We start from the raw sequence: 24,777 nt of genomic DNA, 5'->3' as shown, positions 1-24,777 counted from the left end.
AGAAAGGTGCTATGCTTACTCCTGCAATTGTAAAAAATCATGAAGCAATTGTTTATTTTTTTCGACATTTATTTCAAGGACTGATCCCGCATGGCGATAATTGGCAAATTGATAGCTGCCCTCTGCAGGTATGGTCATTTTTTCGATATCCAACCCGTCGCCCCCTGTTATCGCTTTAAAAATTGTCGATAATTGATCCGTTCCTGTTAAATCCGTTGTAATATACCCTTGCGCTGCTCCGACAAGTTTCGGGAAATTTTTCACATTCGATGGAGATAACATTTCATCCTTTAAAGCTTCAATCACTTTTTGCTGACGATTGACACGACCAAAATCACCTTCTGCATCTGAACGGAATCGCGCATACCCTAAAAGTTCTTTCCCGTTTAATTGCTGTAGCCCTTTTTTAATCTCCACGTCAATTTCGCCGCCCATATTTTTTTCAACATCCATTTTAATTCCATTTGGCGCTAAAATATCTATCATTGTTTCAAAACTTTTAAAGTCAATTAACGCATAGTGATGCACTGGAACATCAAACATTTCATTTAACGTTGCCTTTAGTAAAGGTACGCCCCCTAAAAAATAGGCAGTATTAAGCTTATATGACTGGTAGCCCGGGATATCCGCATAAATATCGCGCATAAATGATACAAGCTTCATATCATTCGTATCATGATTCCATGCGAGCAACATCATCGTATCTGTACGAGATTTTTCTATCCCCCGTGCATCCACACCCATAATGAGATACGTTTCAATCCGCTCTTGGAATTCATCTGGTTGAAAGTCATTTACAGTTATTTTCGTATCACTAGCCATATCTAAACCACTTTTAAATTGCGCATACGCATAAATACTTGTAGCTACAATGACTAATAGCAGTATCGTTATTACGAAGCGTCCTTTACGCAATTTTTTCTTTTTTTGATGACGTGTTTGTCGCGTATTCTCTTCCATTACATACTCCCCCTCTACTATACGAAAATAAGATGCATTGCGGTCAGAAAATTCAATCAATTTCCCCTTTTTTATACCATTCCCATGTTTAATATTATTGTATACGAAATAATTCAAATGCGCTTCACTATTATTAAAATCTATGTACACTATGTAGATTAATTAGCTGTTATCACACGATTCTTGATGAACTTCTGTTAACATCCTCAACTTGTGAACTGAAATAATTAATTATTTCGTTACTAAGCCAATACCCTTCCAATGTTGAATTGATTGAAAGGGTATTAATGATGTTTAATTTGAGAGCGGTAAATTTATGTTTAGCATCACTATGAAGTCAGTTTCCCACCATGATAGCAATAGTAAGTTTCAGCCTGTATATTTTTAACCTTTCTCAAAGACTGTTCTGCTTGCTCAATATTTAAACAAAAATGTGGATTCGCAATAACCAATTCCTGTTTCTCATGAACAGCTGCATCTCCAGTAATTACACTTTTTAAACTTGGAAAATATAATGAAATATGACCTGAAGTATGCCCTGGTGTTGCGATTACTCTACACTTGTTATCTAAAATCATATCCCCATCATGAACCTTTTCATCAATTGAAACATGCTTCAAATTCTTTAATTGCTGTACAAACCATTTCCCAAATTCGATTTCTTCATTCGGCATCTTATCCAACATGGTTTCGGCTTGAACTAACCTCTCTGACTTCATTTCACCACTAATATATTTTGATTCTTTTTCACTTGCTATAATGTTAATCCAAGGATATTTTTCTTTGAAATTATATAATGATCCTATATGATCATCATCATAATGAGTAATGATTATATTTTTCAAACTCTTCATTTCATACCCATTTTTAATAATTTCATTTTCAATTAAAGATAGAAACTTAGTATACCCCGTATCGACCAAGGTTAGTTCATTATTCAAAATAATTAAGCTTGGATAAATGTAATTTTTTTGTCCATTAAATTCAAACTCAATTGGTAGTTCTAATATTTTCATTTTTCTTCCTCCATATTGTTCATCACTAAAGCTCTTAATGACCGAATATTCCCCATATTCATCATACATGATAATACTATACTTTCTATAATGTCGAAGTTTTCAAATAAATTGATTGGATTTCCTTTCCATGATAGAATGCAACATATTTGAGTATTTAGAATATTGGAGTGATGTAAGATGGAAAAGGCAACATTTGCGGGTGGCTGTTTTTGGTGTATGGTCAAGCCGTTTGATCAGTGGGACGGAATTGAGAAAGTAACAAGTGGCTATATGGGCGGTCATATAGAAAACCCTACATATGAAGATGTGAAGCGCGGTGACTCTGGTCATGTTGAAGTCGTTGAAATTATTTTTGACCCAGAAAAGTTTAGCTACGAGCAATTACTTGAAATTTACTGGATGCAAATTGACCCGACAGATGCAGGCGGGCAATTCCAAGACCGCGGTGAATCGTATAAAACGGTCATTTATACACATGGCGAAGAACAAGAAAAGTTAGCGCAGCAATCAAAAGTTCAACTAGCAGCGAGCGGTCGTTTTAAAAAGCCGATTGTGACGGAAATTACAGCTGCTAAAACGTTTTGGCCAGCTGAAGACTATCATCAAGACTATTATAAAAAAGAAGAAGCCCATTACAAAGAAGATCGCGCAAAATCAGGCCGTGATGAGTTTATTGAGGGGCATTGGGAATAAGACCAATTAAAGAACGCACGAACGTCATGATATTACATGGCATTCGTGCGTTTTCATTTACCCTTTATTCATAAGCTATAATCGCATCAACGAAAGTTTTCCCGTACTTCTCTAACTTGCTTTCCCCAACACCGCTCACTTCTAAAAATTGCGCGCTGTTTTTCGGGCGACGCACACACATATCTTTCAACGATTTATCTGAAAAGACAACGAATGGTGGTACCTTTTCGCGATCGGCAATTTCTTTACGAATTTTACGCAACACTTCAAATAGCGGATCATTTTCCTCGAACACCGTTTTAATGGGCAACATTGCTTTACGCAGCACTTGTTGTTTGCCCATTAACACCGTTCTCCCCTCATCAGAAATAAATAAGATTGGAAACTGCCCATTGCTCACTTCTATCAGCTTTTCTGCAATTAAAAACTCGATAAAGCTAGCAATTTCCTTCGCATTCATATGTCGTAAAATACCGTACGTCGGTAACTTTTGGAAGTTGAACTCTAACACCTTTTTACTGCGTGAGCCTGCTAAAACAGAAGCGGTTATTTGCTTCCCGAATTTTTGCCCCATGCGCACGATACAAGACAACACTTTTTGTGCATCTTCCGTGACATCTTGCTTCGGACGCTCATCTAAGCAATTCGCACAACGTCCACAATCTGCATGATTTTGCTCATCATCGAAATAATCCACAATATAGCGCTGTGAACATTGCTCTGTATGGCAATAATCAATCATTTTATGAAGTTTTGTAAGCTCCATTGGAATTCTTGAACGGTCCTGTGCTTGGTCGATTAAAAAGCGCTGTGTTTGTTCATCCGCTGACGCATACAGTAAAATACATTCACTCGGTAAACCGTCTCGCCCTGCTCGCCCGGCCTCCTGATAATAGCTTTCGATATTGCGCGGCATATTGTAATGCAGGACAAAGCGCACATTCGTTTTATTAATTCCCATCCCAAAAGCGTTTGTCGCAATCATTATTTGCACTTCATCATTTAAGAAACGGTTTTGTTCATATGTCCGGTCTTCTTCCGCCATGCCACCGTGATATTTAGCAACTTTGACTCCCGCTCTTGCTAGTAACTCATAAACTGATTCCACCGATTTACGTGTGGACGCATAAATGATCCCCGCTTCATTCGCATTATTTTTAATGAAACTTTTAATGAAAGCTTCCTTATTTTCACCAAGCAATACGGAAAACTTTAAATTATCGCGCTCGAAGCCAGTAATAAACGTGCTGTGCTGTTCAATGCTTAATAATTCTCGAATATCTTGGCCAACTTCCTTTGTCGCCGTAGCGGTTAAAGCAAGGATGGTCGGTTTGTTTTCCCATAATGTAAGTAACTTTTGAATTGTTCGATAGCTCGGACGGAAATCATGACCCCATTGTGAAATACAATGTGCCTCATCAATCGCAAGGATCGGCACTTGAATTTGAGCGAGTTCCTGACAAAATCGTTCATTTTCTAAACGCTCTGGCGCTATGTATAACAGCTTAACTTGTCCACTTCTTACGCGGTACATCACATTTTGTACTTCTTCAAAGCTTAATGAACTATTAATAAACGCCGCATCAATCCCACTCGACACAAGCATATCTACCTGATCCTTCATTAGCGAAATAAGGGGCGAAATAACGATCGTTGTCCCTTCCAAACATAGGGCTGGAATTTGATAACAAAGTGATTTACCGCCACCTGTTGGCATAATGACAAGCGTATCATTGCGATTTAAAACATTTTCGATCACATTGGATTGTCCTGGACGAAATGCATCATAGCCAAAATACGTTTTCAATTGTTGTAATGCAAGATTTAACATAGTACCTCCAGTAAATAAAACATAGTGATTTTTATTATACTCTTTTTTGGCATAGGTTACGAATTAATTTAGTTTACATAACATGATTATGTAAACTTAATATTTTGACGTCATTTGAATAATGTTTTCACAAAGGCACTTGCTTCAGCTAAGTTTCGTTCATCTATCCCCGTTTCAATACCCATTTGATGCAGCATGGATACGACTTTTTCTGTTGCGACATTACCTGTTGCTCCTGGTGAAAATGGACAGCCCCCTAAACCGCTTATGGATGCATCAAATCTTTCAACACCTGCTTGTATCGCCGCTAAAATATTGGGCAGTGCCAAGCCATTTGTATCATGAAAATGGCCGACAAATATAATTTGCGGAAAGTCCTCTCTTAATTTTAGAAAGCGCTCATACACGATTTTAGGATTCGCTTGCCCATTCGTATCCCCAATCGAAATTTCATCCACCCCGTGCTGGACGAAATGGCTTACAACTTTTTTTACTTGATCATAAGAAATGACCCCTTCATACGGGCAGCTAAAACACATGGACACATAGCCGCGAATAAATAATTGCTCCTCTTTTGCCCGCATAAACATTTCCGTGCATTCAGCTAATGATTCGTCGATCGTCCGCCGTATATTTTTTTGATTGAATGTTTCAGATGCCCCAACAAAAACAGCAATTTGTGACACATGATTTTGAATGGCTAGTTCCAGTGCTTTCTTGTTCGGTGTTAACGCCAAAAATGATAGCCCTTGTTCTACACTAAATCGCACCATTTCCTTCGCATCCGCCATTTGTGGTACTGCGTTTGGATGTATAAATGATGCCGTTTCAATTCGCTTTACTCTTGTTTTTGCTAAAAGTTTGACGAGTGTTTGCTTTTTTTCAGTTGAAACAAAAATCGGTTCATTTTGAAGCCCATCACGAGGACCGACTTCGATTATTTCGATTTGCTTTGGAAAATGCATAATTCCCCTCCTCGAATAAATACAAAAATTTATTTTAAAATTGAAGCTTCTTTACTTGTTTATTACACAACTATTTGATAATTCCTTTTTTCTTAGTGGCTTTTTTTTGTTTTTTAATTTTCTATATTTAGTGTCGTATAATATGTAATTATATTTTAATGTTCAAAATATATACAATAATCCCCTTTTCACTTAAAATAGTGATTAATCTAGAAAATTCAATAGTTTACTAGCAAAAATGTTTAATTGTATATCATGTACATATCCAAAAATAGACAGAGATAGGATGGGTGTTATGAAAAATATTTATTTTGGCTGGTATATGGTGTTAGCGGGTTCGATTATGGTCGTATTGACTATGGGGATGCGTATGGGCATTGGTCCATTCGTTGAGCCAATTATGACGGAGTTAGGCTACTCTCGAACGGCGCTTTCAACGGTAATTGCAGTAGGCATGATTTTCTATGGAATTGGGATGCCGATTGCTGCTTATTTTTATGCGAAATTTAATGCTAAAGGAATGCTATTATTCGGTTTAGGGATATTAATTTTATCTGTCCTAGGCACTATTTCCTTTGCAAACTACTGGCTGTTTATGCTAAATTACGGCATTTTAATGTCCATCGGTTTAGCTTGTTTAAGCAATATTGCGCTCTCTCCACTCATTAGTAAATGGTTTATTCGCCAACGTGGTAAAGCTTTATTTTACCTTTCTACAGGTGGAATGGCTGGATTAGCCGTGATGACACCCCTTTCCACCTTTTTAATCGATTATTTCGGATGGAAAATGACTTTGATCATTATTTCGGCGATGTTTGCTGTTCTTGTCATTCCAATGGCTTTTTTTATTATTAAAGAAAACGCTCCAGATGGTGCAGACTTAATTCCTGGGCAGAAGCTTGCAAATAAAATTAACTTCGATAGTGGTGCTCGGATAACAGATGTCGTCAAAACACTACCATTTTGGCAAATTGTTATTGGCTTGTTTGCCTGTGGGTTTGGCATGAACTTACTTGGGTCTCACGGTGTACCTATGCTGATGAGTCATGGATTTGATTCGAAAACAGCTGCCTTTGGAATCGGCATGATTGGTTTTGTTGCGATATTTGGTTCATTATTTTTAGCGCAGCTTGCCGATCGATTCCCGCGCAAAAATTTATTGTTTATCGTATATTTCGTTCGAGGTTTAGGTTTTATTTTTCTTGTCCTTTCCACAACGAACATACAATTATTTACCGTTGCGTTATGCTGCGGACTCGTTTGGTCAGGTTCCATTGCCATGTCGACCGCCTCTTTAGGTGATTACTACGGATTAAAATTACTTGGACCATTAAATGCATGGGCGTTTTTCATCGGGCATCAAATTGGTGCAGCATTCGGTACATTTTTCGGTGGTTGGATTTATGAAACGTACAATACGTATGTCGTGTCGTTTTCAATTGCCGGCATTCTCTGCATTATCGCCAGTGTTGTGTGCTTCCTACTGCCAACATCATTTACGATTAAAGTACCCGCTACATCCGTCGTGAAATCATAAAAAAGCTGCGCGGATTTTGAGTTCGCCGCGCAGCTTTTTCTTCTAGCTCAAATATATCCGTCTATTTTAGGATTTGTCAGTTTGCCCCGTAAATATGGCATAGTTTTCACTCTCTCACTCATATTTCCACGTGTAACTTTCCTGCTCTCCACCCGAACAACCTACTAATTGAACCTTCAATTGTGCTTCATTTACGACAAGCTCATTGCAATCAAATGTTTTTTCTGTACCTTCCATTTTTACGCTGATCTGTTTATCCTGATGCTTCAAATAAAATATTGTTTGATCTACAGGTGATTTTAATTTAATTGCAGTTAAATGGTTACGTAAAAACAGTTGTAGGACCGTCTTTTGCTTTTCTATTCCCTCTTGATTCAGCGTAATTAATGGTGTTTTTTCATCCTCGATTTTTGATTCTTCAATTAAATTTGTGCCAATCACTTGAAATTGGTCTTGCTGTTTAATAATCGTAAGGCGCACTTCCTTTTTTTCCTCATCGATTCCATTGACGAAATAATAGACCCCTTCCTTCTTGGACTCCTTTATTTCATACTTCTCAATCGGTTTTTTCAAATATTCCAGGTTTTCTAACACATCATCTGACGCAACAAAGGATTTTAGATTCGTGAAATTTTGCGCTTCCACACTTGTATTCAATTGTGCAATAAACGTCATCGCATAGTTTTTCAACTGATCCGGATTATAAGTGAAGATATTTTTTTCATAAAATTTTGTAATCGAATTTTCTGGACTTTCTAATTTTTCTGCTTGCAACTGTGTATTTTTTTCAAAACGCTCTTGCCATTTTAATGGCTCAGCAATCGTTTGTTTTAGCAACGTTTCAATTATTTCTTTTGATATATTATTGGATTTACCATCCGCTGAAACCGTTATAAAATACTGCATTTCATTCGTTGCTGTATTTACTCCGCCCACAATTGGTGTATTTACTAGCTTCATCACATTAAAGTCATGGCTATTTCGCATACGAATAATTGCTAAATTATGCTGCACATCGATGCCTTGTACCTCTCCAATGAGCATCAACTCATCATGAATCAGCACATTCGGATGATAGGAAACATCTCGTGCATTCGTTAAAATCCATTTCGTCCGGTCATCCTCAGCAATAACAAATCCCGTTGTTGCCCCATTTGTCGTATAAATAGATACTTGTGAATGATAGGTTGGTAGCGGTTCTTTTTCCTTACTCGGGAGCATTTGCGCAACCGACTGATTTTCTTCTGGCTCTGAGCAGGCTGTTAATAACACTATCACAAAGAGCAATAATAATTTCTTCATTCAAATCTCCTTTTCAATAATAGTATTATGTAAACTATAATCCCCTTACTTACGCATATTGTACTCTTTTTAAACTTTTCATAATCAATACCGAAATGGCTAACGCAATAAATAGCAGTACAATCACAACTTTTGTCATCAAGTGATTACCCGTCATATCAAAAATAACACCAATGACTAAAGGTATAATGGCACCCATCATAAAGCCACCTGATAAAACCATTGAGCTCCAAGCATTCGCTTCCTGATTATTTTTTGCCTCATCTAATGGAAGCATTAAGCCAATTGGAAATAAGCCACTTAGCACAACACCAAATAAAACCGCGCTCGTCCAAATCGCCCAGTTGGTATCAATAAAGAAAATAAACGCAGCTATAAAACCAATTCCGATTAAACTTGCTAACCATTTTATACGGTTTGGGTAATGATTCATCACAACCGGAATAAAAATATTTCCGACGAGCTGCACGACCGACATTAATGTTAAGACAGATCCCGCAATTAACAACGTCATGCCCTGCTCCATTGCAATTGAGGCCAACCACGTCGTTAAGCTAAAAAATAATGATGTTTGTAAGCCAAAATAAAGTAAAATCGCCCAAGCCTGTTTATTTTTCCAAGGGTTGCGAACTTCTTCTGTTTGATTTTGCCCAACTTCAACCGTTTGATTGCCTCCCACTGCAACTAGCCAGCACAGGATTGCGACAAACGCCAATATCCCCCAGACCCCTAATGCTAATGCCCAATTGCTATGAAATTGCTCATAAAAAATACCCGTAAATCCAGCACTAATCGTTGCACCAAAACCCATCGCAAACGAATAAACACCAATAACGGACCCAAATTTTGTCGGGAATTTTTCCTTAATAAATGCATTCATCATCGGGCTAATATTCGCAATTCCTATGCCTACAACAAAACTTGTTATTAGTAGACCGCTATAATTAATGAAATAAATACGCGCTAATGTAGCGATCCCAATTAAAAAAACGAAAAAGACAATGGCATTCCGATAGCCGAATTTCTTTTGTAGCGGTACAGCTAATGGCGCAAAAAGGCCCATACAAAAGACAGGAATTGAAGTAAGTAAGCTCATTTGTGTACTCGATACTTGTAACGACCCGCCAATCGTTGTAAGCAATGGACCAATAGAAGTAATGGCTGGTCGTAAGTTAATCGAAACGAAGAAGATTGCCAATATTAGTAATGCGTATTTCCAAGATTGATTTATTTGCATTATAATTCCTCATTTTTTAGTTAGTCGGTTCTATGTTAGTAAAGCATATTCCAAAAGGTGTGACAATGGAATTGACGTGCTCCCCTTTCCTTTATGCAAATCCTTTCATTTTGCTGCCATAATCAAAGAAAATTCATTACATTTACATCCGCATTACCCTCCCTCTATCCGATTTCATCTTTATACTTAATTTTACTCACTCAATGTGGTATAATTAAAAGTATTGTGTAAAAAGGTTTTAATCATTAACAAACCACAAAATAACAATCTAAATTCTCAAGGAGGTACTTGCATGATTCAAGTATCAGGTGTAGGTCTTCGTTACGGCGACCGCAAATTATTTGACGATGTAAATATTAAATTCACACCAGGAAACTGTTACGGCCTTATTGGTGCAAACGGTGCTGGTAAATCAACTTTCATTAAAATTTTATCTGGTGATATTGAGGCCCAAGAAGGTAACGTATCAATGGGTAAAGATGAGCGTTTATCTGTCCTAAAACAAAACCACTTCGAATACGATGAGTTCAACGTATTAGATACAGTTGTAATGGGGAACAAACGTTTATGGGAAGTAAAAGCAGAAAAAGACGCAATCTATGCAAAAGAAGATTTTTCTGATGAAGATGGCATGCGTGCTGCTGAGCTTGAAGGCGAATTCGCAGACTTAAACGGTTGGGAAGCAGAATCTGAAGCTGCAACTTTACTTGGCGGTTTAGGTATTGGCGATGAGTTACACTACATGATGATGGCTGACCTTGAAGGTTCGGACAAAGTTAAAGTGTTACTTGCTCAAGCTTTATTCGGTAAACCAGACGTATTACTACTGGATGAGCCTACCAACCACTTAGACATTAAAGCAATCAAATGGCTAGAAGATTTCTTAATGAACTTTGATAACACAGTTATCGTTGTTTCGCATGACCGTCACTTCTTAAACAAAGTATGTACACATATTGCGGACTTAGACTTCGGTAAAATTAAGTTGTTTGTTGGTAACTATGACTTCTGGTATGAGTCTTCTCAATTAGCTCAAAAGTTAATGGCTGACCAAAATGCGAAAAAAGAAGAAAAAATTAAAGAGCTAAAAGAATTCGTTGCCCGTTTCTCTGCAAACGCATCGAAATCTTCTCAAGCAACATCTCGTAAAAAGATGTTAGATAAAATTGAACTAGATGATATCCAACCATCAAGCCGTAAATACCCATTCATTAACTTCCAAATTGGTCGTGAAATCGGGAATGATGTGTTAACAGTAGATGGTTTAACAGCTTCTCATGAGGGGCAAAATGTATTCAAAGACATTCGCTTCAACATGAACAAAGAAGACAAAATCATTTTATTAGGTAGCCCAATCGCGAAATCTGCGTTAATGGACATTTTAATGGAGAGCAAAGAAGCTGAAGCAGGCACATTTAAATGGGGTGTTACGACATCTCAAAGCTATTTCGAAATGGATCATGACCAATACTTCGGTGGCGGCGAAAAATCATTAGTAGAATGGTTGCGCCCATACTCACCTGAAGACGAAACAGAAAGCTTCTTACGTGGCTTCCTAGGTCGTATGCTATTCTCTGGTGAAGAAGTTAAAAAATCTCCTGGCGTTCTTTCAGGTGGAGAAAAAGTACGTTGTATGCTATCAAAAATGATGTTAAACAACGCCAACGTATTATTACTAGATGAGCCAACAAACCACTTAGACCTTGAGTCAATCCAAGCGCTAAATGAAGGTTTAATCCGCTTCAAAGGTGCCATGTTATTCACATCACATGACCACCAATTCATCCAAACAATTGCGAATCGCGTAATTGAAATCCGTGAAGACGGTTCAATCCTTGATAAGCAATTAACGTATGATGAATTCCTTGAGTGGAAAGATAAAGAGAAAATTAAGTAACCCTTTTAACTCTCAAAGTGTTGATATATCAATGTTTTGTTGAATGGGTAAATTTTCCACTATACCGTAATAACCCGTTCTACCCCACTCATTTTGGGGCAGATTTGGGGCAGATTTTATTTAAAATTTTGCATGGCAGGTGCATTTTTTAATAGGGAAAAACAAACAATAGCCATCCACAATTTAGTGGATGGCTATTGTTTTTATGCCTTTTGTTTATATAAAATTTTAATGGCGTCGTATCCATATTGTAACTTGATTTCATGTAAAAGTTCGGTATCGGTCATCGGTATAGTTGCACCCTCATCAAAAAATAAAGCAGAAGTTCCCTCGACAATAAGTTCTTTATACTTATAATGAAATTCGACTATAACGATTGTTTTTCTCATTCGTATAATCCCCCTTCTAATGTCTTACTTAGAACATTCTATTTCTGATTCTAAATACCCTTTAAATATACAGAATTTTTAAATTTATTAACATTATGTAATCCATAAATGCAAAAAAGTCCGTCACAACTGTATTTTGTACAGTGTGACGGACTTTGAAATTATTTAAAAGTACGATTAATCACAGCGGCTTGATAGCTTAATAGTTCTGTGTCTGTGTATGCATTAATTTTTTGATCAGTGTGAAACGTTGCATCGATAATTCCTGCTTTACGTGCCTTTTTTAGCAAATCACGGATTTCATTACGGCCTGTTTCATTCAATTTTAACACTTCCTTTGTAATTGATTTTAAGAATAATTCTGCTTCCTCTTTACGGCGATCTACTAGACCTTGAAGCACCTTCCCACCGCTTTTTTTATATAGCTGCATAACTCGCGTTGTATTCGCCCAATCCTTTGCATTGATATAATTCACAAGTACCTTATCTTTACTTAAAATATGTGCTCCTAAGTTGTAATGGAAGCTCGCCAAGGCATCGAATTGATTTTGTGTTAAAGGTACCTTCACATAATTAAACATTGCAGTAGCATGTTCATTAACTTGTTGTTCCAGTAATGATAAAGCTTCCTTTTTCGTGATTGTATCGCCTTTTTTCACAGCTTTACCATTTGGCCACTTTGTTGTACCGTACCCAATCGTCCATTTATTTGCTGGACATAAATATGCATTTGCGTAAAAACCTTCCCACTTTTGTACAAGTGCTAGTCCAACTTTTGAAACCTTCATTGTATTGCTAATTAATGGCCAAGGATCAATCGCGTTTGGATATTTGTAATTATCAAAAATGTGAGTGCCCCGGTGAATTTCAAAGTGCAGATGAATCCCGGTGCCGATACCTGTATTGCCCATGACACCGATTTGTTGACCTTGCTTGACAGCTTGCCCTTGTTTAACTGTGAAACTATTTAAATGCGCATAGAGCGTTTCGTATTTTTGCCCATTAATTTGATGGGTAATAATAATGTGTTTGCCGTACCCATCTTTTGTCGTCTTAACTAATCGTACAGTACCTGCAGCTGCTGCAAAAATTGGTGCTTTTGCGATTTTAGTATTGATTAAATCTACTCCGGCGTGCTTGCGAACGATTTTTAAAACGGGATGAATACGTTTAGGATCATACTTACTTGTGAGCTTTGGGTTTTCTACTGGCATAATAAAATTACTCATTGTTCATCACCTGTATCATTTCTGACGTTTAAATATTGCTCGCGTTCGGCTAATCTTTTGTTGGCACGTGCAGTCTTGTGCTCAATCTCATCTGCCACACGTAATAAAACAGACTGCGGAATCCATACTTCCCAACCCGCACGAAAGACATTTGCGGTCATTGACTTCCATGTAGGTAAACCGAAATTTAATAGGAAGTAACCAAATAATACATATGGCAAACCTAGCGCAATATCTACGCGATAAGCTAGAGCCAAAATTCCAATCATAAATGCTGAACGATAAGCGCCATTAATGCCGTATTCGCTCGCCATCGTTCCGTCTCTTTTAGATGCTGCGCGACCAGATAACCAATCCAACGCAAGGATTGCTCCAAAGATACCCGCAAAGGTTAATGTGATGCCTGTACCGTACATAAAATTTATTACGGATAAAGCGATGGACCCAGTTGCGCTAATGGCTGGATGTGCTGCTAACAATTGTGTGTATTCACGTAAGTAATTCATTTGACACCTTCCTTTTTTGCATAATAAAAGCCCTCCACGAGTTATGTGGAAGGCATAAATAGTAATTTATTTATCTAATATTGATAATTTTTCCGTACCCAAGCTAATACCCAAGAAACCTCTTCTCCATTTTCAACGTAGTTGTCAATTACAATTATTCTTTGACCGTTTTCGTTTATTATTAACCTTGAAAATAGACCAGTGCCTAATTGTCCCCACGTTAATTTATTTACACTTACTTCGAGCATCATTAAAGTATCAGGTAGTAACTCATCCACTCCTTCGATCTCATTTGAAATAATAATTTCATTTTTTTCATTTGGTAGGCTTTTACCGTTTGCATAATAAATAGGTTTTGATTTACGCAAGACCTTCAATACAATATTTTCTACCTCTTTATCAACTTTAGTATTAAGCATATTTTTGATCATAAAATACGCTGCACCAACTATTACTAATCCTGCAATAGCAATAACAATACTTATCAGAGTTAATGACTGTGACATAAAATGTTGCGAATAAGAATCTACCATATTTAATTTTTCATTTAACAGATTCAATTCTTCTTTCATTTCTCTATTAATTACCTCTAACTCTTCAACTCTTTTTAACATCTTCCCCCCTCCATTCAATACTAGTATAAATGAAAGAATTGGAAAATAATATAACGCTAGTCGATTGACTGCGCCTTAGAAATCCTGCTTTGTAATTTCTTTGTACTCTTCAGCCGAAATTTCACCAAACGGATTTGATTCAGTTACTACCGCCAAACGTAATTGTTCAGCAGTTACCCATTTTTGATTGTACGCCATTTTCCAGAATGCCATTATGCCCCACCTCCTTTAAGTGCCATGATTTCTAGCTTCATTTGTGCTACCTGTGCACCTAGCCCGTTAACAAGCACATCCTTTTGCATACTTGCAAATTTCTCTTGCGCTAGTTGCATCCCAAGGGCATCTACTTGTTCCTCAGTGGTCAACACCGAACCGATTTTCTCAAGCTCACCAAAGCCTCCACCTGGTAATCGTTTGCGTCGTCGCATTACTCAAGCACCCCCGAAATTAAGTGGATTTTATGGTCAATATTGTTGTCTGGACGTGACGTGGAAAATTTTAAAATGATGTTATTTTTAGCTTCGTCTGCCTCGAAATAGAATTCATCTTCTACTGTTTCGCTATCTACCGGTGCCGTATTGGTTGGTGTTAACGTGACATAGCTTTCTTGTTCTCCCTGCAGCGTCATGGATAGTTGGACTTTTAAATCAGTTAAATCTTCATCACGTTGAATCCACAATAAAACGCCTTTTGCAGATCCTTTAGGTGGCTCGATTTTATAACGAGCGACGGCATCCAAAATAGGCGTTTTGACTTCTGCTTTATTCAATTTAATCGTTTTGGAAACTTTGAAATTATAGCTATCTGTTAGCTCGACAACGATTGTATTTTGACCGACTTGTAATTGAGCCAGGGCGATGTCAAAAGCCCATTTGCCGTCTGTGATTTGTAGGTTGACGCTATTGCCACCGTTAATGCGATAAGCTGCTGTGACTGGGTTTCCGTCTGGATCACTTGCCGTACCGCTTACTGTAAATTTGTCTGTATTAATGATGCCATTTGGCTGCACTGTATCAACTGTTAATACTGGTGGACGGTTTGGCACGGCATAAAATGTGCGCTCTGTGATAGCTGATTGACCACCATCGCCATCCTGCGCCCAGATTTTCAAAGTGTGTGGTACGCCGTCTGTTAGATTGCCAGTGATAGGCGTGGCACCGTCATATAACTTTCCACCGACAAATTTTAGCTGTTTGTTAAATGGTATTGGCGTTTTATCATCTAACTTTGTCTTGGCTGTATCTGACATTTCCCCACCTCGATTCTTTGAAGATAATATTGAAATCCATTTAGGATGGAAGGAACGCTATTTTCCCGCATATATCTAGACCGTTTCCGGGACTCGCGAGACCCGCAGGCTTTCGAAAAGCCTCTAGGAGAACCTAAATTTTTTTTATAGAATAAAATTCGCAACAAAAAAGACGACGCAGCATGAGCCACATCGCCTGTCATTATGTTGTTTGATATTTATTGCATACTACCATAATAGCACGTTCATTTTGAAAAAGTGTGCCAACTTCCTGCCAAAATTCTGCCATTAATAAATATTTATTAAGTATTACCTTTATACAAGCATTAGTTCTTTATTTCTATCATTCACTACATCTTCTAATATTTCATTATATTCATCAGTTGAACCCTTATATACACTTTTAAAAGAATTTATCTTATCAACATCATCAAAATGCTTTACTAAGTTTCTCAAAACAATTTGAGTTAAAGTATATTTAAATTTATCCCATTCTTCATCCAAAATTATTTTATCTCTAGCAGCATTTAAATTTAAATTATATTCACCATCATAATTTAATTCGAAATTTACTGGGAATGGCCATTCTATTTTATTAAAATTATTATAGCTTCTTCTCCAAAGATCTGTAGATTTAAATATTGAATCTTCAACTAAAATGCCTTTTAAATAAAAATTCCCTTCCGTTTCAATAAATGATGACCATCCTGAATTAGTAGAACCATCAAATTCTATAGAATCTGTTTCTTGTTTTATATAATTATCACTAATTCTTATCATTTCATTTAATTCTATACCCTCAACTTCATTAGTATCAACAATCATTGAATTATAAAAAAGATCATCTACCTCTATTAAAGCTATCTTAATTTTACCCGAAATACCAAATTCACATATATTTAAAGTATAATATCCAATATTAGATTTCCTACCCCATTCATAGTCTTCTATCAATTGTTTCTCGGAAGTTTCTATTAATTCTTCATTAAAATATAGCTCAATATCATCAGAAAAACTTACTAAATTTGCTATATAACCCTTTAATTCTGCTATATTATTGGTTATTTTATGTTCTTTCTTTAATTTTAAAATCACTTTAGTCCCAACTTCATTTCTAGTACCTTTATTAAAATAAAATAAACCTGACAAACTATCTAGAGTTAGATCTAATGCTTGTGAACTTTTATATCTATCAACAATTTTAGTAGTTTGGACTTTAATTTGATCGGCCACCATAAAACAAGATAGGAATCCAATTCCAAAATTAGAAATTGGTTTGAAATTACTTTTAACTCTGGTCTTAAATTTTAAAAATTCCTCTGATTTATAATAAGACTTTCCAACATTTGAAAAATAATTAAGGATAATATCTTCATCCATACCTATTCCATTATCTGTTATTTCAAAATAATAATCACCTTGATCTTCGAAAGTCTTTATTTTTATTATAGATTTATATCCAATATCTCCCCATTCGACGCTACAAATTTTTCTAAATCTACATGCATCTATTGCATTTTGAAGTAATTCTCTAAATGCTACATGACTGTTTCCATATAAACTTGTACCCATTAATAATTTAATAATCTCATTCTGATCTAAATTAAAACTTAAATCTTTGTATATATATATAGGATTCCCATCGTAATCTACTTTAGCTCTAACTTCTATTGTCTCTACTTCATATGGTAGAGGCATATCATATATAGTTTTTAAATCTTCTCTTTGCCTATCGTACATATTATTTAAAACAATTTTGCATGCATAAAGTTCTTCCTCTATATAATTACAAAAATCTTTAATAGTTTTTTCAATTGCAGGATGTTCGCATTCAGCTGCAAACATTATTCTTTCACTACTGATAGACCAAGATTGAATAGAACGATGTTTTTGCCATTCCTGCATACTTATAGGATTACGTATATCAAGGTGATTGTATAAAACATCTGGAGTTCTTTCTGCATCAAAATCCAAAATATCCGCCAGTCTTAGCACTACTGCTATAAATATTGAATTTAAATACTCATCTGATGCTACTGGTATCGATGTACTTAGTAAGGGATTGTTTATTTCTAATATATTTTCATTATGACTTTCACATATTTTTGATAAATATTTTCCAAAACCAAAGTTTTTATACTTTAATCCCATTGCCCAAGTTTCATTATTTTCTATCTCTTGAATAATGTTCTTAACTTTTTTTCCATGATTAATTCTTATATACTCCGTTACCCTATGATTTTCTAATACTCTTGCTAGTCCTTTATCTTCATTTTTATAAGCATGATCTATTCTATGTTTCAAAGATACTTTAGCTTCACAATAAAGATTAAAATCTTCAAACATTTTTTCTTCTTCTTTACTTAATTTTTCCTCCTTAGAAATTAATCCTTTATATATTTTAATTTCTTTTTCCATAGGAGCCATACCTAAATCATGAAAATAAGCACTTAATATTAATAAACTCAACTCTAAAGGTTTTAAATTATTTAATGTTGATTCAGGAATTAATTTTTCCATTAAAGTGAGTACTCTATGTAAATGTGTTTCATCATGTAATGTATATTCATCCATGTATCTAATAATGATTTTTGTTCTATCTAAGGCGTAACTAACTCCATTTTCTACAATAGTAACAAGTGAATTCACATCTGAATCATCCTTTGATAATTCTAATAATTTATTATATATTTTTGAACTTTCGATCGCTTTCATTAATGCTTACCTCCAAAATTTATATACTATGTTTCAATTATAAACTACCAGTGAAAATTTGGATATTTATTAATAAGAATAAAATTAAAAATAGATTTCACATTAACATATCTTATATTCTGTTAATCTGCATACAGCCTTTAAAACACTGTCATACCAATACTTTTACTCCTATATCATTTATGAGCTTTACAAGTTCTTATTGAGTAAATGTTATTCGTGCATTAACGTGTGAAAGCGAATAAATTTCCTGCTCGTTTCCGAAAAACAACAAAATAAAAGCATCCCGTATTTTCGCGAGATGCTTCATAAATATTGGTATTTAATTTTTGTTTGCCGCATTTTATATCCTCAAATTATTTAAAGCGCTGTATGCTTCTTCAATTGCATCTTGGTTCACGCCAATATATTTTAAAGTAATGTACTGAGAACTGTGGTTAAAAATATCCTGCAGCAATGCTACATCTTTATCGTTTTGGTAAACAAGATAGCCAAATGTTTTCCGAAGCGTATGTGTACCAATCTCTTTCAGGCCACAATGATGTGCTGCCTCTCTTAAAATATCATATGCCCTTACCCGAGTGATTGGGCGATTCTTTCCTTCCCTCGATTTAAAAAGATAGTCAGTTGGGTTCATGTCCGCGCAATGATTATTAATTAGCCTTTGTAGTTTAGTAACAATAGGAACTCTTTTACGTACTGTGTGTTTCTTACTTCGTTGCTTTGCTTTTTTGGTCTTTTGTTCGATGATATAAAAATGGTCTTTACCCAATACATCTTGCACTTTAACAGACAGGATATCACTGATCCGCAAACCGGTAAATATACCAAAGCAGAATAATAATTCATCCCGTTTATTTTTATTAGCCAAGAATAATCGAACTTCTGAAATCTTTTCTAAATCCCGTATCGGCTGAACGAAATTCATGAAGACTTCACCTCGTCCTCATACACTTCTACACGTAAAGCTAATGCAAGTTTATACAGTGCCTGTGCTTTCATGCGATAGAAAGTGCGCTCACTGATAGATAACTCATCAGATATTTCATAATTAAATTTAGGTATTTCCTCTAAGAATGCCATGATGATCAATTGACGTTCTTTTTTTGTTAACTTGAAGAAGCCATGATTGAAACGAGCAAAAAACTTCTCGGCCTGTTTATAGTGCTCTACATTTTTAATCGCCGCGCTTTCTACTTTCGATTGCACGCCGCCTCCAAATGATGGCATTTCCATTGTGTACCTCGGTGTGATTGTTGGTAGTAATTCTTCTGGCGTTGTTAACTGATACGTACGATATTGTCTAAGTACTTTTTCAATTGCTTTTTGCGTTTCTTTTCCATCAATATTTCTTAACATTTCCATGGATTCCCCACTCCTTATTGTCTGCGTATTGCACCATTCACTCTTTTGAATGTGTCCCGCCTCATTCCCATCAAATCTTCAATTTCACGTGTGCTCAATACTTCCTTTTTCTTCGGTGGAGGTGGACGTCTTTTTGTCGCCACCTTCTTTTCCTTATTACATAATCCATGTCGTACAATTTCTGACCGTAATGTGCGCATCGTACCCACCCCTTTATGCCAAACTGGAATACTACTTTCAATTGCTTTGCTGTAAAATAGATAAAAAAAGAGGACAACAAATGACGGCAGCTAAAACTGCTATCAATTGTTGTCCTCCAGATGGCTGGTAGAACTATTTTATTGTGTATAAATTTGCTTCAAAGCTTTTAAATTTTCTACTATTTGTTTTTTACCCTTTGATTCTAACGGAACTAATCCTTCAAAGAAGTTATCTACAATATCTTCGGTTATTTCATCGGATTTAATTATTTCTAAAATCACTAGGTAGAAAATAAATGTATCCATAGTTAAACCGTCTAAACTCGAATACATTTCTTTCTTTCCAACAATATCTAGCCAATTATTAAATAAATTCGGGATTTTAGAACCTTCCCTTTTTATTAATTCATCTAATTGTTGTAAGTTAAAAATCTCCAACATATTTAATTTTTCAATACTATTATGAATAAGATTTGCTGGATATACTACAGAAGCATTTGGATTAATAATTTTCATCATTTCTAAAAGCGTCTTCTTAACAATGGTAGATTCATTAAGGTAAGTTGTTAATGATATTGCATTAATTAGCTCATTTAATTTTTCTTCTCTTACCTCTTCTTCAACATTTTCTTTGTAATCTTTTGTCATTTTTCGTATACTTTTAAAATTATCATCTACCTCTTCAAGGATACTTGCTTGGCGATTTAATTTTCTGTGTATATTATCTGGCATTGATTTATCATTTTTATACTTTAAATCATGACTTACAACGGCCCAAGCATGTTGTAATAATGAGCGAATTTGAACTTCAAATTTCAATTTTTTAAATCTTCTATATTCAGGTAAATTACCTCTAGCTTGATTTAATTCTAATACTAAATGTAAAGATAAATATCCAAACTCATCTTCTTTTTTTCTTCTTTTATCTATACAATTATCTGCATCCACTGAAAATTCTTGTTTCAAAATATCCGCAATCTCATCAACAACATCTTCGTATTCAGTGATAATGCGTATACCTAATAAATCAGTAATTTCTATTTCTTTCTCAATACCTTTTTCGATATATTCTTGTTTTTTATCCTTGATCTTACTTTCTAAACTTTTGACATCTTTAACTCTTGAAGTTATGGTATGATACTTTATTTTAAATTCATCTAGAATCTCGGCAATAAGTTCTCTGCATTTTTTTTCAAAAGCTTGATAAATAATTAAATCGTCTATATAACGTTGTGATTCTTTGCTAGTCAAAACTCCTCACCCTCGTCCCATCTAATTCGTTTCACCTGCCCTTGATGTGTGACGATTTTGGTTTCGGCAAATGCGGGAAGCTCGGCGACTTTGGCTTTACCTTGCGACAATATAATCACACAACTGTCAGGCAATTCCATTATATCAGCAATTAGCTTCCCGTCGACATTAATTTTCAATTCTTGCATTCTCATCCTAACACCCCTCTGATATAATATTAATGACGCTATCAAAGGGTAGTTCTAAATCCAAGCTAACGGGTGCAACCGTTAGCTTTTTTGATGGGTGAATGATAATTCCACTGACAAATTGATAACATTCTTCTATCGTCCTAAAAAGAAGGTGTTCGTCATCGTTTTCTACTTCGAAATATTTTTCTGTTTTACGAATGACGTTGTGATCGATTTGAATTTCGCTATTATTCGGGATTGTACAGATAGAATTGTACACTGGGTCTGTATTAAGACCGATTACATGAAAAATATTAAGTTGATTCATAGAATTGTTCCTTCCACCAAGTTTTAGTGATACCATGTGCTCGTTTGAATCTATTTACATAGCCCTTCGTTTAACCACACGAAAACGTCACCTGTGTATCTGTAAGCCCCCGTTTCTTAAAGCTTAAATACATTTGTATATTTAAATCCCGTGGAGACCCTGCTGCTGTAATTGCTTGCCCACTGCATAAATTTGCATTTGAATTTCCACGTTACCTTTTAGATCTACTATTTCCGTGAGTTGAGGAATCTAACATATATGTAACGATGACAATACTCTCTTGTTCATTTTTATTTCCAACTCCCTGCACAATTTTTTATTCCTCTACCTCACTTGCTCCTCCCCACAATTAACAAAGTGTTCATTTATTTCTAGATATTTCACAGTGCAATTCTTTACATATATATAAATCCAATTTTACCTCGAAAAATACTTAGCACCACACTGCACACATACCAACGAACGATTCTCTTTAATATCGTTTTTCTTTGTTCAATAGCTTTTTCCGATTCAAGAATATCACTCATAAATACATCTCTGAAAATACCTTTCATACATTCAAATTCTTCCCTAATTCCAAGGTGTTTTTACCTTTTTTTATATGGAAAACTAGTAAGCATCCGACCTTTATCCTCTCACAACTTTCTCACAATCCATTGTTTCAACTTTCACATTCCGAGGAATATTAACTATACATCGGCTCATATAGTATAAACTACGGCAAATGAAACATGAAAGTGAGTGACGGATGATGAAAAAAGGATCCTTTTTGATACTCGTTTTACTTTTAACAGGCTGCACACAAGCAAATACGCTTTCTACAGGTAATGAAACAACAGAAACGATTACACATACGGATGTTGCTTCTGAATATAGTAGCGCCTTTGAAAATGCGAATGAAATGCAATTATTTATGCATGAAGATCTTTCTACCTTAACATTTGAAGGGACTGGTAATGAATTTGCAAGCTATCAAGTGAAAACGAACTGGCTATCAAGTAATTTAGTGCGAGAAGTCACAGACAATGGTGGCTCGGTCATGACGCGTTATTATCGTGTTGGTGAGCATGGTATTACAGTAATAAAAGAAGTTGAAAATGAAAATACACCCTTAACTGCTGAGCAATTAAAAGGCCTCCCCGCTATTTCAACATTCATCGGTACGCCACTGGAAGTTGGTCAGAAGTTTAATGATTGGATAATCGAAAAAATGAACATGCCCTATGAAACACCTTATAAAGCTTTTGAACACGTCATTGTCACAATGAAAAAAGAAGACAATCAAACAACGCGGAACTTTTTTGTAGTAGGAATTGGCTTAGTAGCCACTGAATTCGAAATTTTGAATGAGGATGGAACGACAGACCTCATTTCGTCAAAACTATCAGCTATTGAATTTCAATAGAAAAAGAGGTGGTGCTGTAAGAAAAATCCTTACAGCACTGCCTCTTTTTCATAATGCCTATATTTTATCTTTCTCCGACAGAAGACTCCATCTGATTCGTGTTACGGACAAAGCCTAACGATTCAGGTGGAGATGAATGTCGGTTGGCGTTAGCCGAAACGTTTGTTCTGTGTTAAAATAATACGATACGTTGTTCCTTGATAACTGGATAGAGGGGGTTGTGACAAGAAGAAGCTTTGTCACGTAAAATATCCAAGCACCAGTGAAAAACACGTAAAACCGTTGCTTAGGCATGGTCTAGTGGGTGCGTCAACCATCCTTGTGTACTCGACTTGTCGGGGCTTGTACAGCTCTTCTTAGGGTGGTGCAAGTGGTACGTTAAGTGCCGACCAAAAACAGTGATTTGAAAATCTCCACTCAGAGCGTCACTCGTCTTTTAGACAGAAAGACCTGAACTGGCGTTTTCAAGCCCCTACTGAAATGCTTTAACTCAGTGGGGGTTCGTTGACTGATAAAATGGTACAACTTTATAGCCTTTTTCTTCTAAATGATAACGAATATTTTTGTCGACTAAAAAGTGCCCTGCCCCTACGACTAAGAAATACGTTCCTTTATCCTCTTCTAAAACAGTCGCAATTTTTTGGGCCATGTCTTCATCACGCTTGCCAAATAGCATCGCATTTTGTTCGGATGATTCACCTTCTATTGCATTGAAACTTTTCGCAAAGCCCTCAGCATCCCCCAGTTTCCAACTTGTAAACCATTCACCTAGTAAAGCATTGTTCTCATCTATTGTTTTATCAGAAGGATTTAATAGGATATCTAGTACATCCGCTAATGCCTGATCTTGTGCTTCTGCTGATATAGAATCAAACATATCTACTTGCGCTTGCACCCCTTCCAGCTCATAAATAGGCTTTTGTTGTAGCATCGCACTTAATAAAAACTGCATATCAATTCCGTGCGCAGCCATTTCTTGAGCAGATAATCCAAATGCATCATCCGACGCCAAAAGTGATAATTCATTTGAGATTAACCATGGCTTTTGAGTTTGAAGCGCCTCCATTGGAATCCCTAATTCCTTGGCCATTTTTCCAAGTTTTTGATACGTTTCCTCACTAAGTACATCTTGAATTGTCGTTCCATCTGTATACATGGCTTTTTCAATATAATAATTCGCACCTTCAGGATCTAGCAAATTCGCTTCTACAAATAGACCTTGGGACTCATTAAATGCTGTCGTTAACTTGGGATGCATCGGATATAAATCTGGAATGCCTAAGTGGATTGAGCCTAATAAATAAATTTTCGTATCTTCATCCTCTACTACCCATGCAACCCCTTTTGCCCCTTGCTCTGCTTGTGCATACGTATCTTTAATTAGACGCGCTGCAAATAACACGGCTTGTTGTGTTGTTGCCTTCTGATCAAGCATTAAGCCTTTATCTGAGCCTTGTAATACTTGGCGTGCCTGTAAGTAGGCAACTGGGTCCTGACTCGCGTTGGCATCATATGGCGCGACTAAATTATATAAGCGCTTGACGATATCACCACGCGTATTGTCCCCTTCCACATTGGCAGGTTTGAACTGATCATTTTTCGGTAAATTTAAGCTGGCAATTTTTTGATCCGTTAAATTCAGTAAACTGTTTAAGCGTTCCATTGAAATTGTCGATTGAAAGCCATCATAATACCATTCCATTGGGAAAATCCCGTATTTTTCTCCTTCATGTAATGTTTCAACTGCCCAGTCACTAATATCCGGCAACGCTTGCTCTGCTTGAATTGCTGGCACAACCGATGTGAGGATTAGCGTTGTCCCTAGCACTGTTGCTAACGCATGTTTTTTCATTCTTTTCATCTCATTTGCCCCCGAATTTTCTATATTATTACTTACGAGTTTAGTATACTATAA

Annotated in this window: 25 protein-coding genes; 4 read left to right on the top strand and 21 right to left on the bottom strand. The window is 36.0% G+C overall.

The genetic code is table 11. The features are described 5' to 3' along the window. Nucleotides 1-15: 15 nt before the first annotated feature. Both MHI10_RS09680 and MHI10_RS09675 read right to left on the bottom strand, forming a co-directional pair. Complete coding sequence (locus MHI10_RS09680; protein ID WP_340785005.1) at nucleotides 16-960, bottom strand: LCP family protein; 945 nt, start codon at nucleotides 958-960, stop codon at nucleotides 16-18. Between the two features lie 329 nt (nucleotides 961-1,289). After that, on the bottom strand, nucleotides 1,290-1,976 hold the full coding sequence (locus tag MHI10_RS09675) for an MBL fold metallo-hydrolase (RefSeq protein WP_340785002.1): 687 nt from the start codon (nucleotides 1,974-1,976) through the stop codon (nucleotides 1,290-1,292). A gap of 180 nt (nucleotides 1,977-2,156) precedes the next feature. On the opposite strand from MHI10_RS09675, the gene msrA reads away from it, so the two are divergent. After that, complete coding sequence (gene msrA / locus MHI10_RS09670; protein WP_340784998.1) at nucleotides 2,157-2,672, top strand: peptide-methionine (S)-S-oxide reductase MsrA; 516 nt, start codon at nucleotides 2,157-2,159, stop codon at nucleotides 2,670-2,672. A 64-nt stretch (nucleotides 2,673-2,736) separates the two neighbouring features. Here msrA and recQ read toward each other — a convergent pair whose 3' ends face one another. Continuing rightward, nucleotides 2,737-4,503 (bottom strand): DNA helicase RecQ, encoded by a 1,767-nt coding sequence (recQ, locus tag MHI10_RS09665; protein ID WP_340784996.1) that lies wholly within the window; start codon nucleotides 4,501-4,503, stop codon nucleotides 2,737-2,739. A 110-nt stretch (nucleotides 4,504-4,613) separates the two neighbouring features. After that, nucleotides 4,614-5,468, bottom strand: coding sequence for a hydroxymethylglutaryl-CoA lyase (locus tag MHI10_RS09660; protein ID WP_340784993.1), 855 nt, complete (start codon nucleotides 5,466-5,468; stop codon nucleotides 4,614-4,616). Nucleotides 5,469-5,763: 295 nt separating this feature from the next. Between MHI10_RS09660 and MHI10_RS09655 the strand changes: the two genes are divergently transcribed. Next, on the top strand, nucleotides 5,764-7,005 hold the full coding sequence (locus MHI10_RS09655) for an MFS transporter (protein WP_340784991.1): 1,242 nt from the start codon (nucleotides 5,764-5,766) through the stop codon (nucleotides 7,003-7,005). Between the two features lie 114 nt (nucleotides 7,006-7,119). Here MHI10_RS09655 and MHI10_RS09650 read toward each other — a convergent pair whose 3' ends face one another. Both MHI10_RS09650 and MHI10_RS09645 read right to left on the bottom strand, forming a co-directional pair. Next, nucleotides 7,120-8,307 carry a hypothetical protein gene (locus MHI10_RS09650; protein WP_340784989.1) on the bottom strand — a complete coding sequence of 396 codons (1,188 nt, stop codon included), beginning with the start codon at nucleotides 8,305-8,307 and terminating at the stop codon, nucleotides 7,120-7,122. Between the two features lie 49 nt (nucleotides 8,308-8,356). Next, on the bottom strand, nucleotides 8,357-9,544 hold the full coding sequence (locus MHI10_RS09645) for an MFS transporter (RefSeq protein ID WP_340784988.1): 1,188 nt from the start codon (nucleotides 9,542-9,544) through the stop codon (nucleotides 8,357-8,359). 292 nt (nucleotides 9,545-9,836) lie between these two features. Here MHI10_RS09645 and MHI10_RS09640 point away from each other — a divergent pair, with 292 nt between their 5' ends. Next, nucleotides 9,837-11,441, top strand: a complete 1,605-nt coding sequence (locus MHI10_RS09640) for an ABC-F family ATP-binding cassette domain-containing protein (protein WP_340784985.1) — start codon at nucleotides 9,837-9,839, stop codon at nucleotides 11,439-11,441. A 203-nt stretch (nucleotides 11,442-11,644) separates the two neighbouring features. On the opposite strand, the gene MHI10_RS09635 is transcribed toward MHI10_RS09640, so the two are convergent. The 14 genes from MHI10_RS09635 to MHI10_RS09570 form a co-directional block, all read right to left on the bottom strand. After that, complete coding sequence (locus tag MHI10_RS09635) at nucleotides 11,645-11,830, bottom strand: hypothetical protein (RefSeq protein ID WP_340784983.1); 186 nt, start codon at nucleotides 11,828-11,830, stop codon at nucleotides 11,645-11,647. Between the two features lie 161 nt (nucleotides 11,831-11,991). Continuing rightward, nucleotides 11,992-13,059: a glycoside hydrolase family protein gene (locus MHI10_RS09630; RefSeq protein WP_340784981.1), complete on the bottom strand. Its 1,068-nt coding sequence runs from the start codon at nucleotides 13,057-13,059 to the stop codon at nucleotides 11,992-11,994. Further along, nucleotides 13,056-13,565, bottom strand: a complete 510-nt coding sequence (locus MHI10_RS09625; protein WP_340784980.1) for a phage holin family protein — start codon at nucleotides 13,563-13,565, stop codon at nucleotides 13,056-13,058. Before MHI10_RS09625 ends, MHI10_RS09630 begins: the two co-directional genes overlap by 4 nt. Nucleotides 13,566-13,639: 74 nt before the next feature. Beyond that, nucleotides 13,640-14,179 (bottom strand): hypothetical protein, encoded by a 540-nt coding sequence (locus MHI10_RS09620; RefSeq protein WP_340784979.1) that lies wholly within the window; start codon nucleotides 14,177-14,179, stop codon nucleotides 13,640-13,642. Between the two features lie 75 nt (nucleotides 14,180-14,254). Beyond that, entirely contained in the window at nucleotides 14,255-14,392 is a 138-nt protein-coding gene (locus MHI10_RS09615; protein WP_340784978.1) for an XkdX family protein, read from the bottom strand. Beyond that, nucleotides 14,392-14,607, bottom strand: a complete 216-nt coding sequence (locus MHI10_RS09610) for an XkdW family protein (RefSeq protein WP_340784977.1) — start codon at nucleotides 14,605-14,607, stop codon at nucleotides 14,392-14,394. Before MHI10_RS09610 ends, MHI10_RS09615 begins: the two co-directional genes overlap by 1 nt. Beyond that, a complete protein-coding gene (locus MHI10_RS09605; RefSeq protein ID WP_340784976.1) occupies nucleotides 14,607-15,428 on the bottom strand; it encodes a hypothetical protein in 822 nt (273 codons plus the stop codon). Before MHI10_RS09605 ends, MHI10_RS09610 begins: the two co-directional genes overlap by 1 nt. A gap of 315 nt (nucleotides 15,429-15,743) precedes the next feature. After that, on the bottom strand, nucleotides 15,744-18,143 hold the full coding sequence (locus tag MHI10_RS09600; protein WP_340784975.1) for an HD domain-containing protein: 2,400 nt from the start codon (nucleotides 18,141-18,143) through the stop codon (nucleotides 15,744-15,746). A 343-nt stretch (nucleotides 18,144-18,486) separates the two neighbouring features. Beyond that, nucleotides 18,487-19,071 carry a site-specific integrase gene (locus tag MHI10_RS09595; RefSeq protein WP_340784972.1) on the bottom strand — a complete coding sequence of 195 codons (585 nt, stop codon included), beginning with the start codon at nucleotides 19,069-19,071 and terminating at the stop codon, nucleotides 18,487-18,489. Beyond that, nucleotides 19,068-19,508, bottom strand: a complete 441-nt coding sequence (locus MHI10_RS09590) for an ArpU family phage packaging/lysis transcriptional regulator (RefSeq protein WP_340784970.1) — start codon at nucleotides 19,506-19,508, stop codon at nucleotides 19,068-19,070. The genes MHI10_RS09595 and MHI10_RS09590 overlap by 4 nt, the downstream gene beginning before the upstream one ends. A gap of 14 nt (nucleotides 19,509-19,522) precedes the next feature. Next, complete coding sequence (locus MHI10_RS09585; RefSeq protein ID WP_340784968.1) at nucleotides 19,523-19,708, bottom strand: hypothetical protein; 186 nt, start codon at nucleotides 19,706-19,708, stop codon at nucleotides 19,523-19,525. A gap of 138 nt (nucleotides 19,709-19,846) precedes the next feature. After that, a complete protein-coding gene (locus MHI10_RS09580) occupies nucleotides 19,847-20,959 on the bottom strand; it encodes a GTP pyrophosphokinase (protein ID WP_340784967.1) in 1,113 nt (370 codons plus the stop codon). After that, nucleotides 20,956-21,153, bottom strand: a complete 198-nt coding sequence (locus MHI10_RS09575) for an XtrA/YqaO family protein (RefSeq protein WP_340784966.1) — start codon at nucleotides 21,151-21,153, stop codon at nucleotides 20,956-20,958. The genes MHI10_RS09580 and MHI10_RS09575 overlap by 4 nt, the downstream gene beginning before the upstream one ends. Nucleotide 21,154: 1 nt before the next feature. Further along, nucleotides 21,155-21,457, bottom strand: coding sequence for a hypothetical protein (locus MHI10_RS09570; protein ID WP_340784965.1), 303 nt, complete (start codon nucleotides 21,455-21,457; stop codon nucleotides 21,155-21,157). A gap of 748 nt (nucleotides 21,458-22,205) precedes the next feature. Between MHI10_RS09570 and MHI10_RS09565 the strand changes: the two genes are divergently transcribed. Beyond that, nucleotides 22,206-22,862, top strand: coding sequence for a hypothetical protein (locus tag MHI10_RS09565; RefSeq protein ID WP_340784962.1), 657 nt, complete (start codon nucleotides 22,206-22,208; stop codon nucleotides 22,860-22,862). A gap of 490 nt (nucleotides 22,863-23,352) precedes the next feature. On the opposite strand, the gene MHI10_RS09560 is transcribed toward MHI10_RS09565, so the two are convergent. Further along, entirely contained in the window at nucleotides 23,353-24,723 is a 1,371-nt protein-coding gene (locus MHI10_RS09560) for a TraB/GumN family protein (RefSeq protein WP_340784961.1), read from the bottom strand. Nucleotides 24,724-24,777 lie beyond the last annotated feature (54 nt).

Source organism: Solibacillus sp. FSL K6-1523, assembly GCF_038005225.1.
In the GTDB taxonomy this organism is placed as follows: Bacteria; Bacillota; Bacilli; order Bacillales_A; family Planococcaceae; genus Solibacillus.
This window is presented reverse-complemented; position numbering and strand designations above follow the sequence as displayed.

What these genes read in the sequence shown, in the direction of transcription:
- MHI10_RS09680 (WP_340785005.1), bottom strand. Translation starts at nt 960, where the DNA reads ATGGAAGAGAATACGCGACAAACACGTCATCAAAAAAAGAAAAAATTG.
- MHI10_RS09675 (WP_340785002.1), bottom strand. Translation starts at nt 1,976, where the DNA reads ATGAAAATATTAGAACTACCAATTGAGTTTGAATTTAATGGACAAAAA.
- msrA (WP_340784998.1), top strand. Translation starts at nt 2,157, where the DNA reads ATGGAAAAGGCAACATTTGCGGGTGGCTGTTTTTGGTGTATGGTCAAG.
- recQ (WP_340784996.1), bottom strand. Translation starts at nt 4,503, where the DNA reads ATGTTAAATCTTGCATTACAACAATTGAAAACGTATTTTGGCTATGAT.
- MHI10_RS09660 (WP_340784993.1), bottom strand. Translation starts at nt 5,468, where the DNA reads ATGCATTTTCCAAAGCAAATCGAAATAATCGAAGTCGGTCCTCGTGAT.
- MHI10_RS09655 (WP_340784991.1), top strand. Translation starts at nt 5,764, where the DNA reads ATGAAAAATATTTATTTTGGCTGGTATATGGTGTTAGCGGGTTCGATT.
- MHI10_RS09650 (WP_340784989.1), bottom strand. Translation starts at nt 8,307, where the DNA reads ATGAAGAAATTATTATTGCTCTTTGTGATAGTGTTATTAACAGCCTGC.
- MHI10_RS09645 (WP_340784988.1), bottom strand. Translation starts at nt 9,544, where the DNA reads ATGCAAATAAATCAATCTTGGAAATACGCATTACTAATATTGGCAATC.
- MHI10_RS09640 (WP_340784985.1), top strand. Translation starts at nt 9,837, where the DNA reads ATGATTCAAGTATCAGGTGTAGGTCTTCGTTACGGCGACCGCAAATTA.
- MHI10_RS09635 (WP_340784983.1), bottom strand. Translation starts at nt 11,830, where the DNA reads ATGAGAAAAACAATCGTTATAGTCGAATTTCATTATAAGTATAAAGAA.
- MHI10_RS09630 (WP_340784981.1), bottom strand. Translation starts at nt 13,059, where the DNA reads ATGAGTAATTTTATTATGCCAGTAGAAAACCCAAAGCTCACAAGTAAG.
- MHI10_RS09625 (WP_340784980.1), bottom strand. Translation starts at nt 13,565, where the DNA reads ATGAATTACTTACGTGAATACACACAATTGTTAGCAGCACATCCAGCC.
- MHI10_RS09620 (WP_340784979.1), bottom strand. Translation starts at nt 14,179, where the DNA reads ATGTTAAAAAGAGTTGAAGAGTTAGAGGTAATTAATAGAGAAATGAAA.
- MHI10_RS09615 (WP_340784978.1), bottom strand. Translation starts at nt 14,392, where the DNA reads ATGGCATTCTGGAAAATGGCGTACAATCAAAAATGGGTAACTGCTGAA.
- MHI10_RS09610 (WP_340784977.1), bottom strand. Translation starts at nt 14,607, where the DNA reads ATGCGACGACGCAAACGATTACCAGGTGGAGGCTTTGGTGAGCTTGAG.
- MHI10_RS09605 (WP_340784976.1), bottom strand. Translation starts at nt 15,428, where the DNA reads ATGTCAGATACAGCCAAGACAAAGTTAGATGATAAAACGCCAATACCA.
- MHI10_RS09600 (WP_340784975.1), bottom strand. Translation starts at nt 18,143, where the DNA reads ATGAAAGCGATCGAAAGTTCAAAAATATATAATAAATTATTAGAATTA.
- MHI10_RS09595 (WP_340784972.1), bottom strand. Translation starts at nt 19,071, where the DNA reads ATGAATTTCGTTCAGCCGATACGGGATTTAGAAAAGATTTCAGAAGTT.
- MHI10_RS09590 (WP_340784970.1), bottom strand. Translation starts at nt 19,508, where the DNA reads ATGGAAATGTTAAGAAATATTGATGGAAAAGAAACGCAAAAAGCAATT.
- MHI10_RS09585 (WP_340784968.1), bottom strand. Translation starts at nt 19,708, where the DNA reads ATGCGCACATTACGGTCAGAAATTGTACGACATGGATTATGTAATAAG.
- MHI10_RS09575 (WP_340784966.1), bottom strand. Translation starts at nt 21,153, where the DNA reads ATGAGAATGCAAGAATTGAAAATTAATGTCGACGGGAAGCTAATTGCT.
- MHI10_RS09570 (WP_340784965.1), bottom strand. Translation starts at nt 21,457, where the DNA reads ATGAATCAACTTAATATTTTTCATGTAATCGGTCTTAATACAGACCCA.
- MHI10_RS09565 (WP_340784962.1), top strand. Translation starts at nt 22,206, where the DNA reads ATGATGAAAAAAGGATCCTTTTTGATACTCGTTTTACTTTTAACAGGC.
- MHI10_RS09560 (WP_340784961.1), bottom strand. Translation starts at nt 24,723, where the DNA reads ATGAAAAGAATGAAAAAACATGCGTTAGCAACAGTGCTAGGGACAACG.